This window comes from Streptomyces sp. NPDC002520, from assembly GCF_053595235.1.
This window is the reverse complement of the sequence record NZ_JBSFXG010000023.1, coordinates 1-13779: the sequence shown is the minus strand read 5'-3', so window position 1 is coordinate 13779 and position 13779 is coordinate 1. Positions and strand designations below refer to the sequence as shown.

At 70.4% G+C, this 13779-nt stretch carries 13 protein-coding genes; 1 reads left to right on the top strand and 12 read right to left on the bottom strand.

Going from position 1 to position 13779, the window contains the following annotated elements; all coding sequences use genetic code 11:
• Positions 1-91 precede the first annotated feature (91 nt).
• The 12 genes from coaBC to pyrR all read right to left on the bottom strand — a co-directional run bounded on the left by coaBC (position 92) and on the right by pyrR (position 12952).
• The gene (coaBC, locus tag ACWD5D_RS27885) at positions 92-1297 is read right to left on the bottom strand and encodes a bifunctional phosphopantothenoylcysteine decarboxylase/phosphopantothenate--cysteine ligase CoaBC (protein WP_451375505.1); all 1206 of its coding nucleotides are present in this window, start codon (positions 1295-1297) and stop codon (positions 92-94) included.
• 105 nt (positions 1298-1402) lie between these two features.
• Positions 1403-1675 carry a DNA-directed RNA polymerase subunit omega gene (rpoZ, locus tag ACWD5D_RS27880; protein ID WP_030810584.1) on the bottom strand — a complete coding sequence of 91 codons (273 nt, stop codon included), beginning with the start codon at positions 1673-1675 and terminating at the stop codon, positions 1403-1405.
• A gap of 75 nt (positions 1676-1750) precedes the next feature.
• Positions 1751-2308, bottom strand: a complete 558-nt coding sequence (gmk, locus tag ACWD5D_RS27875; RefSeq protein WP_451375504.1) for a guanylate kinase — start codon at positions 2306-2308, stop codon at positions 1751-1753.
• A 60-nt stretch (positions 2309-2368) separates the two neighbouring features.
• Positions 2369-2692 (bottom strand): integration host factor, encoded by a 324-nt coding sequence (locus tag ACWD5D_RS27870; RefSeq protein ID WP_003977346.1) that lies wholly within the window; start codon positions 2690-2692, stop codon positions 2369-2371.
• 300 nt (positions 2693-2992) lie between these two features.
• Positions 2993-3838 carry an orotidine-5'-phosphate decarboxylase gene (pyrF, locus tag ACWD5D_RS27865; protein WP_451375503.1) on the bottom strand — a complete coding sequence of 282 codons (846 nt, stop codon included), beginning with the start codon at positions 3836-3838 and terminating at the stop codon, positions 2993-2995.
• A complete protein-coding gene (locus ACWD5D_RS27860; RefSeq protein WP_451375502.1) occupies positions 3835-4941 on the bottom strand; it encodes a quinone-dependent dihydroorotate dehydrogenase in 1107 nt (368 codons plus the stop codon). Before ACWD5D_RS27860 ends, pyrF begins: the two co-directional genes overlap by 4 nt.
• 52 nt (positions 4942-4993) lie before the next feature.
• Positions 4994-8302: a carbamoyl-phosphate synthase large subunit gene (gene carB, locus ACWD5D_RS27855; protein WP_451375501.1), complete on the bottom strand. Its 3309-nt coding sequence runs from the start codon at positions 8300-8302 to the stop codon at positions 4994-4996.
• Positions 8295-9437 (bottom strand): glutamine-hydrolyzing carbamoyl-phosphate synthase small subunit, encoded by a 1143-nt coding sequence (gene carA / locus ACWD5D_RS27850; RefSeq protein WP_451375500.1) that lies wholly within the window; start codon positions 9435-9437, stop codon positions 8295-8297. Before carA ends, carB begins: the two co-directional genes overlap by 8 nt.
• Positions 9434-10018, bottom strand: a complete 585-nt coding sequence (locus tag ACWD5D_RS27845; RefSeq protein ID WP_451375499.1) for a PH-like domain-containing protein — start codon at positions 10016-10018, stop codon at positions 9434-9436. Before ACWD5D_RS27845 ends, carA begins: the two co-directional genes overlap by 4 nt.
• Complete coding sequence (locus ACWD5D_RS27840; RefSeq protein ID WP_451375498.1) at positions 10015-11301, bottom strand: dihydroorotase; 1287 nt, start codon at positions 11299-11301, stop codon at positions 10015-10017. The genes ACWD5D_RS27845 and ACWD5D_RS27840 overlap by 4 nt, the downstream gene beginning before the upstream one ends.
• A gap of 5 nt (positions 11302-11306) precedes the next feature.
• A complete protein-coding gene (locus tag ACWD5D_RS27835) occupies positions 11307-12287 on the bottom strand; it encodes an aspartate carbamoyltransferase catalytic subunit (protein WP_451375497.1) in 981 nt (326 codons plus the stop codon).
• 92 nt (positions 12288-12379) lie between these two features.
• Positions 12380-12952, bottom strand: a complete 573-nt coding sequence (pyrR, locus tag ACWD5D_RS27830; protein ID WP_451375496.1) for a bifunctional pyr operon transcriptional regulator/uracil phosphoribosyltransferase PyrR — start codon at positions 12950-12952, stop codon at positions 12380-12382.
• A gap of 262 nt (positions 12953-13214) precedes the next feature.
• On the opposite strand from pyrR, the gene bldD reads away from it, so the two are divergent.
• Positions 13215-13718, top strand: coding sequence for a transcriptional regulator BldD (gene bldD / locus ACWD5D_RS27825; RefSeq protein ID WP_210875293.1), 504 nt, complete (start codon positions 13215-13217; stop codon positions 13716-13718).
• Positions 13719-13779: the final 61 nt, after the last annotated feature.

Below are 13779 nucleotides of genomic sequence, written 5' to 3'. Positions count from 1 at the left end.
GCGGCCTTGGCCAGACCCCGCGCGCCTCGGCGCGCATCACGGAAAAGCCGCCCAATGGCCGAATCCGACCGGCTCCAACGGCCCAACGAGGTCAGCCCAGGCGGGCGGCCACGAGGTCCCAGACCGTGTCGGCGAGGGCCTCCTTCGGACCGTGCGGTACGGGGGTCTCACTGCCGTCTGCACCCAGCACCACGGCCTCGTTCTCCTCCGAACCGAAGGTCTTGCGCTCCCCCACCTCGTTGACCACGAGCAGGTCGCACCCCTTGCGGGCGAGCTTGACGCGGCCGTTGGCGAGGACGTCGTCGGTCTCGGCGGCGAAGCCGACGACGATCTGTCCGGGCCGGGCGCGGTCGGCCGAGATCTCCGCGAGGATGTCCGGATTGCGCACCAGGACGATCGGGTCGGGGTCCTGGCCGTCCTTCTTCTTGATCTTCCCGGCCACGTAGACGGCCGGGCGGAAGTCGGCGACGGCGGCGGCCATGACCACGGCGTCGGCGTCCGCCGCGGCCTTGACGACCTCCTCGCGCAGCTGCATCGCGGTGCCGACCGGGACGACGTCGACGCCGGCCGGGTCGGGCAGAGCGGTGTTGGCCGCGATCAGGGTCACCCGGGCACCGCGCGCGGCGGCCGTGCGGGCGAGGGCGTAGCCCTGCTTGCCGGAGGAGCGGTTGCCGAGGAAGCGGACGGGGTCGAGCGGCTCGCGGGTGCCGCCGGCGGAAACGACGACGTGGCGGCCCTTCAGGTCGGGCTCGGTGACACCCCGGGCCAGCACCCGCCGGCAGGCCTCGAAGATCTCGGCCGGGTCGGGCAGCCGGCCCTTGCCGGTGTCGACACCGGTGAGCCGGCCGACGGCGGGCTCGATGACGACGGCGCCGCGGCGGCGCAGCGTGGCCACGTTCTCCTGGGTGGCCGGGTGCTCCCACATCTCGGTGTGCATCGCGGGCGCGAAGACGACGGGACAGCGGGCCGTGAGGAGGGTGTTGGTCAGCAGGTCGTCGGCGAGGCCGTGGGCGGCCTTGGCGAGCGTGTCGGCCGTGGCGGGGGCCACGACGACGAGGTCGGCGTGCTGGCCGATGCGGACGTGCGGGACCTCGTGGACGTCGTCCCAGACCTCGGTGGAGACCGGGTTGCCGGACAGGGCGGACCAGGTGGCGGCGCCGATGAAGTGCAGCGCGGAGGCGGTGGGCACCACGCGCACGTCATGGCCCGACTCCGTGAACCTCCTCAGCAGCTCACAGGCCTTGTACGCGGCGATCCCGCCACTGACCCCCAGCACGACCCTCGGCTTGTCCGCCATCTCTCGCCATCTCCCCGGCTCGGCAACGTACGAGAACATCACACACCACAGGCCCGGCAGCATGACTGCCGGGCCTGTGGATAAGTCAACCGCAATCCGAAAGTACTACTGGACCGGGCCCTCGATGGCCTCGGAGGTCAGCAGTCCGGCGTTGATCTCACGCAGGGCGATCGAGAGCGGCTTCTCGTGGACGTGGGTGTCGACGAGCGGACCGACGTACTCGAGGAGACCCTCACCGAGCTGCGAGTAGTACGCGTTGATCTGGCGGGCACGCTTGGCCGCGTAGATCACGAGGCTGTACTTCGAGTCGGTGGCCTCGAGAAGCTCGTCGATCGGCGGGTTGATGATGCCCTCGGGCGCGGTGATGGAAGAGGACACGCTCTACCTTCCGATGGATGGGAAAGATTCAGTCGGTGTGACCGGTCTGCGCACATGTACGTGCAACGGTCACGATCACACAACGTCCATCAAGGCTAGCAGCTCGCGAGCCACGTCCTTGACAGAGGTGTTGACCAGGGTCACGTCGAACTCCGGCTCGGCCGCCAGCTCGGTCCTGGCCGCCTCCAGGCGACGCTCGATGACCTCGGGCGGCTCGGTCCCCCGGCCGGTGAGCCTGCGCACGAGCTCCTCCCAGGAGGGCGGAGCCAGGAACACCAGCTGGGAGCCCCCCATGGACTCACGGACCTGCCGGGCGCCCTGGAGGTCGATCTCCAGGAGCACGGGCTTGCCGTTCTCCAGCCGCTCCTGCACGGCCGCGCGGGGCGTGCCGTACCGGTTGCCCGCGAACTCGGCCCACTCCAGCAGCTCGCCGTTGGCGATCAGCTTGTCCATCTCGTCGTCGGTGACGAAGAAGTAGTGGACCCCGTGCTGCTCACCGGGGCGGGGCTTGCGGGTGGTCGCCGAGACCGAGAGCCAGACCTCGGGGTGTTCCTTGCGCATATGGGCGACGACCGTGCTCTTGCCGACCCCTGAGGGGCCGGAGAGCACGGTCAGCCGCGGACGTTCACTCATGCAGCGATTATTCCAGTAATCCCGGGGTGCCCGGGACTCCCGGTCCGGAGGAGACCGGACTCAGGAACCGGTGCTGCCGAACTCACGCTCCAGGGAAGCGATCTGGTTGGAACCGAGACCGCGCACGCGGCGGCTCTCGGAGATGCCCAGACGCTCCATGATCTGCTTGGCGCGGACCTTGCCCACGCCGGGCAGCGACTCGAGCAGCGCGGAGACCTTCATCTTGCCGATGACGTCGTTCTCCTGGCCCTGCTTGATGACCTCGTGCAGGGAGGCGCCGGAGTGCTTGAGTCGATTCTTGACCTCGGCCCGCTCCCGGCGAGCCGCGGCGGCCTTTTCGAGCGCGGCTGCGCGCTGTTCAGGGGTAAGGGGCGGAAGAGCCACGCCTACGTCACCTCGGATGTCGAACTGTCGGATACGGACCGGTGAGGAACCTAGTCGCCCCACACCTGGGGAGCCACGAGCAACACGCTTGCCCGTTCTCCCCCACTGCTTGGAGGGCGTGGGAGGTGCCCCCACTGCTCGGAGACTAGCGGCCAAGTCCGCCAGAGTCAGCGAGAACAGCGGAAAAGTCCTGGTCAGCCTCCGCCAGCTCGGACATTTCAGACATATTGCCCTCGATTTGAGCATGTATTCACACTCAAGTCGTCCCGCCGCCGCCTGCCGGAACGCGTGCGGGCGGGATCAGGCATCCGCGACGGCGGCCCGGATCTCCTCCGCGAAGCGCTCCGTGACCGCTCGCAGCGCCGCGACGTCGGGACCGTGACGCAGAACACCCCGGCTGACGTTCGGCACCACGTTGCGCGCCGCCGACCCGAACACCCGGGGAAGGTCGGCCGCGGTCGCCCCCTGTGCCCCGACTCCGGGGGCGAGGAGCGGACCGTTGATGTCGAGGTCGTACGAGGACAGGTCGCCCACCGTGGCGCCGACGACCGCGCCGAAGGAGCCCAGCGGCTCCTCGCCAGCGTTCTCGGCGGCCAGGTGCGCGAGCATGGTCGCCCCGACGGTGCGCCCGTCGGCGCGGACCGCGTGCTGGACCTCCGGGCCCTCCGGGTTCGACGTCAGGGCCAGCACGAACAGGCCGGTACCGGTCTCCCGGGCCAGCGCCACGGCGGGGCTGAGCGATCCGTAGCCGAGGTAGGGCGAGACGGTCAGGGCGTCGGAGAACAGCGGGGCGTCCTTGTGCAGGAAGGCCTCGGCGTACCCGGCCATGGTCGAGCCGATGTCGCCGCGCTTGGCGTCCATCACGACGAGGGTGCCGGCCGCGCGGGCCTCCTGGACCGTCTTCTCCAGGACGGCGACGCCCCGGGAGCCGAACCTCTCGAAGAAGGCGCTCTGCGGCTTGACGACGGCGACCCGGTCGGCCACCGCCTCGACGACCGTGCGGCTGAACCGCTCCAGACCGGCGACGTCGTCGTTCAGACCCCACTCGGCGAGCAGGGAGGCGTGCGGGTCGATGCCGACGCACAGCGGGCCGCGCTCGTCCATCGCGCGGCGCAGCCGGGCACCGAAGGGCTCGTACGAGGTCATGCGGGCTTCCTCACGTCGGCGCCGACCGCGTCGGCGAGGGTGGCGTAGGGGCTGGTGCGCAGGCGCGCCGCGAGGCCCTTGTGGATGGCGCGGGACCAGAAGGGGCCCTCGTAGACGAAGGCGCTGTAGCCCTGGACCAGGGTGGCGCCGGCCAGGATGCGCTGCCAGGCGTCCTCGGCGGTCTCGATGCCGCCGACGCCCACCAGGGCGATCCGGTCGCCCACGCGCCCGTACAGGCGGCGCAGGACCTCCAGGGAGCGCTCCTTGAGCGGGGCGCCGGACAGGCCGCCGGTCTCCTGCACGAGCACGGGTGCGGACCGCAGGCCGAGGCCCTCGCGCGCGATGGTCGTGTTGGTGGCGATGATCCCGTCCAGGCCCAGCTCGACGGCCAGGTCGGCGACGGCGTCGATGTCCTCGTCGGCGAGGTCGGGGGCGATCTTCACCAGGAGCGGCACGCGGCGGTTCGCGACCGTGCGGTCGGCGGCCTCGCGCACGGCGCTCAGCAGCGGCCGCAGCGCCTCGGTGGCCTGGAGGTTGCGCAGGCCGGGCGTGTTCGGCGAGGAGACGTTGACGACCAGGTAGTCGGCGTACGCCGCGAGGCGCTCGGCTGACTTCACGTAGTCGGCGACGGCCTCCTCCTCCGGCACGACCTTGGTCTTGCCGATGTTGACGCCCACGACGGTCCTGAAGACGGGCTCCCGTGAGGCCAGGCGGGCGGCGACCGCGAGCGAGCCCTCGTTGTTGAAGCCCATGCGGTTGATCAGCGCCCGGTCGGCGACGAGGCGGAACAGCCGCTTCTTGGGGTTGCCGGGCTGGGCCTCACCGGTGACCGTGCCGATCTCGACGTGGTCGAAGCCGAGCATCGACATGCCGTCGATCGCGACGGCGTTCTTGTCGAAGCCGGCGGCGAGTCCGAAGGGGCCGTGCATGCGCAGGCCGAAGGCCTCGGTGCGCAGCTCCTTGTGGCGGGGCGCGAGCACGGCCGCGGCGAAGGTGCGCAAGCCGGGGATCCGCACGGCGAGGCGGATCCAGCGGAAGGCCAGGTAGTGGGCCTTCTCGGGGTCCATCCGCTTGAAGACGAGGTTGAAAAAGATCTTGTACATGCGTGTCCTCATGAAGAGGGGGACACCGTTTCCGGTGCCCCCCTCAGGGCTGCTAGTCGCGGGCCGCGGTCAGGTGTTCCGCGTGTTCCTGGAGCGAACGCACGCCCACGCCGCCGTGGTTGAGGGCGTCGATGCCCTGGACTGCCGCGGCGAGCGCCTGGACGGTCGTCAGGCACGGGACCGAGCGCGCCACCGCCGCCGTACGGATGTCGTAGCCGTCGAGGCGGCCGCCGGTGCCGTACGGGGTGTTGACGATGAGGTCGACCTCGCCGTCGTGGATCAGCTGGACGATGGTCCGCTCGCCGTTCGGGCCGGGGCCCTCGGACTGCTTGCGGACGACCGTGGCGTTGATGCCGTTGCGCTTGAGGACCTCGGCCGTGCCGGAGGTGGCCATCAGCTCGAAGCCGTGCGCGACCAGCTCACGCGCGGGGAAGATCATCGAGCGCTTGTCGCGGTTGGCGACCGAGATGAACGCGCGGCCCTTGGTGGGCAGCGGGCCGTAGGCACCCGCCTGCGACTTGGCGTAGGCCGTGCCGAAGACGGAGTCTATGCCCATGACCTCGCCGGTGGAGCGCATCTCCGGGCCGAGCACGGTGTCGACGCCGCGGCCGTGGATGTCGCGGAAGCGGGTCCACGGCATGACGGCCTCCTTGACGGAGATCGGCGCGTCCAGCGGCAGCTCGCCGCCGTCGCCGTTCGCCGGGAGCAGGCCCTCGGCGCGCAGCTCTGCGACGGTCGCGCCCAGCGAGATGCGGGCCGCGGCCTTGGCGAGCGGCACCGCGGTCGCCTTCGAGGTGAAGGGGACCGTGCGCGAGGCGCGCGGGTTGGCCTCCAGGACGTAGAGGATGTCGCCGGCCATCGCGAACTGGATGTTGATCAGGCCGCGCACGCCGACGCCCTTGGCGATCGCCTCGGTGGAGGCGCGCAGGCGCTTGATGTCGAAGCCGCCGAGGGTGATCGGGGGCAGGGCGCACGCCGAGTCGCCGGAGTGGATGCCGGCCTCCTCGATGTGTTCCATGACACCGCCGAGGTACAGCTCCTCGCCGTCGTACAGGGCGTCGACGTCGATCTCGATCGCGTCGTCCAGGAAGCGGTCGACGAGGACCGGCCGGGAGGGGCTGATCTCGGTCGACTCGGCGATGTAGGAGGCGAGGCGGGTCTCGTCGTAGACGATCTCCATGCCGCGCCCGCCGAGGACGTACGACGGCCGGACCAGGACCGGGTAGCCGATCTCGTCGGCGATCGCCTTGGCCTCGGCGAAGGTCGTCGCGGTGCCGTGCTTCGGCGCGGGCAGGCCCGCCTCCGCCAGGACGCGGCCGAAGGCACCGCGGTCCTCGGCGGCGTGGATCGCCTCGGGCGAGGTGCCCACGATCGGCACGCCGTTGTCCTTCAGGGCCTGCGCGAGGCCGAGCGGGGTCTGGCCGCCCAGCTGCACGACCACTCCCGCGATCGGGCCGGCCAGGGACTCGGCGTGGACGATCTCCAGCACGTCCTCGAGCGTCAGCGGCTCGAAGTACAGGCGGTCGGAGGTGTCGTAGTCCGTGGAGACGGTCTCCGGGTTGCAGTTGACCATCACGGTCTCGTACCCGGCGTCGGACAGCGCGAAGGAGGCGTGGACGCAGGAGTAGTCGAACTCGATGCCCTGGCCGATGCGGTTGGGACCGGAGCCCAGGATGATCACCGCGGGCTTGGTCCGGGGCGCGACCTCGGTCTCCTCGTCGTAGGAGGAGTAGAAGTACGGTGTCTTCGCGGCGAACTCGGCGGCGCAGGTGTCGACCGTCTTGTAGACCGGGCGGATGCCGAGGGTGTGCCGGACCTCGCGGACGACGTCCTCGCGCAGGCCCCGGATCTCGGCGATCTGCTGGTCGGAGAAGCCGTGCCGCTTGGCCTCGGCGAGCAGCTCACGGGTCAGCTCGGGGGCCTCGGCCAGCTCGTCCGCGACCTCCTTGATCAGGAAGAGCTGGTCCACGAACCACGGATCGATCTTCGTGTACTCGAAGACCTCCTCGGGCGTGGCGCCCGCGCGGATGGCCTCCATGACCGTGTTGATCCGGCCGTCCGTGGGCCGTACGGCCTCGCGCAGCAGCTCGACCTTGTCGCCGCTCGCGCCGACGAAGGTGAACTGGCTGCCCTTCTTCTCCAGCGAGCGCAGCGCCTTCTGGAAGGCCTCGGTGAAGTTGCGGCCGATGGCCATGGCCTCGCCGACCGACTTCATGGTGGTGGTCAGCGTGGAGTCGGCCTGCGGGAACTTCTCGAAGGCGAAGCGCGGGGCCTTGACGACCACGTAGTCGAGCGTCGGCTCGAAGGAGGCCGGGGTCTCCTGCGTGATGTCGTTCGGGATCTCGTCGAGGGTGTAGCCGACGGCCAGCTTCGCGGCGATCTTGGCGATCGGGAAGCCGGTCGCCTTGGAGGCGAGCGCCGAGGAGCGGGAGACGCGTGGGTTCATCTCGATGACGATCACGCGACCGTCCTCGGGGTCGACCGCGAACTGGATGTTGCAGCCGCCGGTGTCGACGCCGACCTCGCGGATGACGGCGATGCCGATGTCGCGCAGGATCTGGTACTCGCGGTCGGTCAGCGTCATCGCGGGCGCGACGGTGATCGAGTCGCCGGTGTGCACGCCCATGGGGTCGAAGTTCTCGATGGAGCAGACGACCACGACGTTGTCGTGCTTGTCGCGCATCAGCTCCAGCTCGTACTCCTTCCAGCCGAGGATGGACTCCTCCAGGAGCACCTCGGTGGTGGGCGAGAGGGTGAGGCCCTGGCCGGCGATGCGGCGCAGTTCCTCCTCGTCGTGGGCGAAGCCGGAGCCGGCGCCGCCCATGGTGAAGGAGGGGCGGACGACGACCGGGTAGCCGCCGAGGGTCTCGACGCCCTTGAGGACGTCGTCCATGGAGTGGCAGATCACCGAGCGGGCGGACTCGCCGTGGCCGATCTTGGCGTTGACGGCCTCGACGACGCCCTTGAACAGGTCGCGGTCCTCGCCCTTGTGGATCGCCTCGGGCTTGGCGCCGATCAGCTCGACGCCGTACTTCTCCAGCACGCCGTTGTCGTGCAGCGCGATGGCGGTGTTCAGGGCCGTCTGGCCGCCCAGGGTGGGCAGCAGGGCGTCGGGGCGCTCCTTGGCGATGATCTTCTCGACGAACTCGGGGGTGATCGGCTCGACGTAGGTGGCGTCGGCGATCTCCGGGTCGGTCATGATCGTCGCCGGGTTGGAGTTGACGAGGATCACGCGCAGGCCTTCTGCCCTGAGCACGCGGCACGCCTGGGTGCCGGAGTAGTCGAACTCCGCGGCCTGGCCGATGACGATCGGGCCGGAGCCGATGACCAGGACGGACTGGATATCGGTGCGCTTAGGCACGCTGGCCCTCCATCAGGGAAACGAAGCGGTCGAACAGGTAGGCGGCGTCGTGCGGGCCCGCTGCCGCTTCGGGGTGGTACTGGACGGAGAAGGCCGGCTGGTCGAGCAGCTGCAGCCCCTCCACGACGTCGTCGTTCAGGCACACGTGCGAGACCTCGGCGCGGCCGAACTTCGTCTCGCTGACCTTGTCGAGCGGCGCGTCAACGGCGAAGCCGTGGTTGTGCGCGGTGACCTCGACCTTGCCGGTCGTACGGTCCTGGACCGGCTGGTTGATGCCGCGGTGGCCGTACTTCAGCTTGTAGGTGCCGAAGCCGAGGGCGCGGCCGAGGATCTGGTTGCCGAAGCAGATGCCGAACAGGGGCGTCCGGCGCTCCAGGACGGCGGTCATCAGCGCGACCGGGCCGTCGGCCGTGGCCGGGTCGCCGGGGCCGTTGGAGAAGAAGACGCCGTCCGGGTTCACGGCGTAGACGTCGTCCACGGTGGCGGTCGCCGGGAGGACGTGCACCTCGATGCCGCGCTCGGCCATGCGGTGCGGGGTCATGCCCTTGATGCCGAGGTCGATCGCGGCGACGGTGAACTTCTTGTCACCGATCGCGGGGACGACGTAGGCCTCCTTGGTGGCGACCTCCTCGTAGAGGCTCGCGCCCTTCATGTGCGGCTGGGCCTGCACGCGCTGAAGCAGCTCGGCCTCGGCGGCGATCGCCTCGCCGGAGAAGACGCCGGCGCGCATGGAGCCGCGCTCGCGCAGGTGGCGGGTGAGGGCCCGGGTGTCGATCCCGGAGATGCCGACCACGCCCTGGGCGACCAGCTCGTCGTCCAGAGAGCGCGTGGCGCGCCAGTTGGACGGCACGCGCGCGGGGTCGCGCACGACGTAGCCGGAGACCCAGATGCGGCTCGACTCGTCGTCCTCGTCGTTCCAGCCGGTGTTGCCGATCTGCGGGGCCGTCGCGACGACGATCTGGCGGTCGTACGACGGGTCGGTCAGGGTCTCCTGGTAGCCGGTCATGCCGGTGGAGAACACGGCCTCGCCGAAGGTCTCCCCCACGGCCCCGTAGGCGCGGCCGCGGAAGATGCGGCCGTCCTCCAGGACGAGTACGGCGGGAACCTGGGCGGTTCCCCTGGTGGAGGTCGTCATCGTGCGCCTTCCGTGTCGTTGATCATGTGGTTCAGGGTGTCGACCCACTCGGTGTGCTCCGCCGCGTGGTCGGAGCGGAAGCCGGAGTCGATCTCCTTGTCGCCGAGCGACCAGGTCACCACCAGCAGTCCTCCCTCGGTGAGGACCTTGCCGGCGATGCCCTTGTCGAGCCGGGCTCCGCGCAGGGCGGCGGCCGGGACGAAGAAGTCGCTCGCTCCGGGGCGCTCGACCTCCAGGCCCGCGTCCGTCAGGGTGAGCTCGACCCGGCTGCGGGTGCCGAGGCCGTGGGCCACGATGCGGTCCAGCCACTGCCCGGCGGTGGTGGAGCCGTGGTAGCGGCCGCTCAGCCTCAGTTTCGCCGGGCCGGTCTCCTCCGGCATTCCAGGCAGCTCGGGCAGGTCGCTCTGGAGGGTGCCGCGCCACTTCCAGCCCTCGCGCATCAGCCAGTAGACGAGCGCGACGAAGAGGGCGAGGCCGACGAGCCAGCCGATGCGGTCGCCCCAGTCGGTCACCGCGGCGGACTTCTTGTCGGCCGCCAGTTTGCTGGTGAGTCCGGCGGCCAGCAGAGTTGCAGGTGTCACGTGAGCTTCCCGTCGATGAGCGTCGCCTTGCCCCGCAGCCACGTGTGGGTGACTCGGCCCGGCAGCTCGCGTCCCTCGTACGGAGTGTTGCGGCTGCGCGAGGCGAAGCCCGCGGGGTCCACCTGCTCACGGTATGCCGTGTCGACGAGGGTGAGGTTGGCGGGCTCGCCTGCCGAGACGGGCCGTCCGTGCCCCTTCGCCTGTCCGATCCGGGCGGGCGCCACGGACATGCGGTCGGCGACGCCGGCCCAGTCCAGCAGGCCCGTCTCGACCATGGTCTCCTGGACCACCGACAGGGCGGTCTCCAGACCGACCATGCCCATGGCCGCGGCGGCCCACTCGCAGTCCTTGTCCTCGTGGGGGTGCGGGGCGTGGTCGGTGGCGACGATGTCGATCGTGCCGTCGGCGAGCGCCTCGCGCAGGGCCAGCACGTCGCGCTCGGTGCGCAGCGGCGGGTTGACCTTGTAGACCGGGTTGTAGGTGCGCACCATCTCGTCGGTCAGGAGCAGGTGGTGCGGGGTCACCTCGGCGGTGACGTCGATGCCGCGGGACTTGGCCCAGCGGACGATCTCGACGGAGCCGGCGGTCGACAGGTGGCAGATGTGGACGCGGGAGCCGACGTGCTCGGCGAGCAGGACGTCCCGGGCGATGACCGACTCCTCGGCGACGGCCGGCCAGCCGCCCAGGCCCAGCTCGGCGGAGACGACGCCCTCGTTCATCTGGGCGCCCTCGGTCAGCCGCGGCTCCTGCGCGTGCTGGGCGACGACACCGCCGAAGGCCTTCACGTACTCCAGGGCACGGCGCATGATCACGGCGTCGTCGACGCACTTGCCGTCGTCGGAGAAGACGGTGACGCCCGCCGCCGACTCGTGCATCGCGCCCAGCTCGGCGAGCTTCCTGCCCTCCAGGCCGACGGTGACGGCGCCGATGGGCTGCACGTCGCAGTAGCCGTGCTCCTGGCCGAGCCGGTAGACCTGCTCGACGACACCGGCGGTGTCGGCGACCGGGAAGGTGTTGGCCATGGCGAACACGGCGGTGTAGCCGCCGGAGGCGGCGGCTCGGGTGCCGGTGAGGACGGTCTCGGAGTCCTCGCGGCCCGGCTCGCGCAGGTGAGTGTGCAGGTCGACCAGGCCCGGCAGCAGCACCTTGCCGGCCGCCTCGACCACCTCGGCGCCGTCGGCGCTCAGTCCGACGCCGACCTCGGCGATCGTCTCGCCGTCGATCAGCACGTCCTGCGCCTCGCCGCCGAGCACCTTCGCACCACGGATCAGGATCTTGCTCATGGGTCTTACTTCTCCTCGTTGGTGCGGGCGTGACTGACGGCGGGTTCGTTGCCGCCCAGCAGCAGGTACAGGACGGCCATCCGGATGGAGACTCCGTTCGCCACCTGCTCGACGACGGTGCAGCGGTCGGAGTCGGCGACCTCGGCCGTGATCTCCATGCCGCGGACCATCGGGCCGGGGTGCATCACGATGGCGTGCTCGGGCATCTTCGCCATGCGCTCGCCGTCGAGGCCGTAGCGCCTCGAGTACTCGCGCTCGGTCGGGAAGAACGCGGCGTTCATGCGCTCGCGCTGGACGCGGAGCATCATCACCGCGTCGGACTTGGGCAGCGTGCTGTCGAGGTCGTACGACACCTCGCAGGGCCAGGTCCCGACGCCGACGGGCAGCAGGGTGGGCGGGGCGACGAGGGTGACCTCGGCGCCGAGCGTGTGCAGCAGGTCGACGTTGGAGCGGGCGACCCGGCTGTGCAGGACGTCACCGACGAGGGTGACCCGCTTGCCGGACAGGTCCTGGCCGAGGCCGGCATCCCGGCCGATCAGACGGCGGCGCATGGTGAAGGCGTCCAGCAGGGCCTGGGTGGGGTGCTGGTGGGTGCCGTCGCCGGCGTTGATGACGGGGGCGTCGATCCAGCCGGAGGTGGCGAGGCGGTACGGGGCGCCGGAAGCGCTGTGCCGGATGACGACGGCGTCCACGCCCATCGCCTCCAGCGTCTGGGCGGTGTCCTTCAGGGACTCGCCCTTGGAGACGCTCGACCCCTTGGCGGTGAAGTTGATGACGTCCGCGGACAGCCGCTTCTCGGCGGCCTCGAAGGAGATCCGGGTGCGGGTCGAGTCCTCGAAGAAGAGGTTGCAGATGGTGCGGCCGCGCAAGGTCGGCAGTTTCTTGATCGGCCGGTCGGCGACCCGGGCCATCTCCTCGGCGGTGTCGAGGATCAGGACGGCGTCGTCGCGGGTGAGGTCGGCGGCCGAGATGAGATGACGCTGCATCTGTCAGGCTCCGTAAGGCAGTTCAATCGGGAGGATAAGGGCAAACCGGGGCGCGTGTCGGCATGCCGAAGCAGCCGTGCGCGCCTGACTTGCTACTGGCCGGCCGGCTTCACACCGAGGAGCACGGTGTCTCGACCGTCCTCCTCGGTGAGCTGGACCTTGACCGTCTCCCGCAGCGACGTGGGGAGGTTCTTGCCGACGTAGTCGGCGCGGATGGGCAGTTCGCGGTGGCCGCGGTCGACCAGGACCGCGAGCTGCACCGCGCGCGGGCGCCCGATGTCGTTCAGGGCGTCGAGGGCCGCGCGGATGGTGCGGCCCGAGAAGAGCACGTCGTCGACGAGGACGACCAGACGGCCGTCGATGCCGTCACCGGGGATCTCGGTGCGGGCCAGCGCACGCGGCGGGTGCATGCGCAGGTCGTCGCGGTACATGGTGATGTCGAGCGAGCCGACGGGGACCTTGCGGTCGGTGATCTGCTCCAGCTTGACGGCGAGTCGCTGGGCGAGGAAGACACCCCGCGTCGGGATGCCGAGGAGCACCACGTCGTCGGCGCCCTTGGCGCGCTCGACGATCTCGTGGGCGATGCGGGTCAGAACACGTGCGATGTCGGGACCCTCGAGGACGGGCCGGGCATCGGACGTGGACGGGTTCGCGTGCGTGTCCATACGAAACGGACCCCCTTCTCCGCCTCACTGGACGGACCTTAAAGGACGTCGGAATTGCGCCATCTACGGTAGCAGGTCGTTCGGGGGCCCCGATCACCCCCCTTTCACCCGGTCGGCCCAGTCGACCCTCGCCACCACGGAAGAGTCGGTGTGGACCATTCGGCTTGACGCATGAGAGTCACGCTGCGTAACCTCACAGTGAGTTACCAGCCGCGCGGCGGGATCACCGCCGATCGCGTCGACACAGTGTCCGGGGAGCTATATGTCCAGCGAATACGCCAAACAGCTCGGGGCCAAGCTCCGGGCCATCCGCACCCAGCAGGGCCTTTCCCTCCACGGTGTCGAGGAGAAGTCCCAGGGTCGCTGGAAGGCCGTGGTGGTCGGTTCGTACGAGCGCGGCGACCGCGCCGTGACCGTGCAGCGTCTTGCCGAGCTGGCCGATTTCTATGGCGTTCCCGTGCAGGAGCTGCTGCCGGGCACCACGCCGGGCGGCGCCGCCGAGCCGCCGCCGAAGCTGGTCCTGGACCTGGAGCGGCTGGCCACCGTGCCGGCCGAGAAGGCGGGCCCCCTGCAGCGCTACGCGGCGACGATCCAGTCCCAGCGCGGCGACTACAACGGCAAGGTGCTCTCGATCCGCCAGGACGACCTGCGCACCCTCGCCGTCATCTACGACCAGTCCCCCTCGGTCCTCACCGAGCAGTTGATCAGCTGGGGCGTCCTGGACGCGGACGCGCGCCGCGCGGTGGCCACGCACGACGAGAGCTGAGCCGCTCCGCACCAGCGCAGAAACGTGCCGCCGGGGTCAGCCACACCAACGCGGTCCTGGC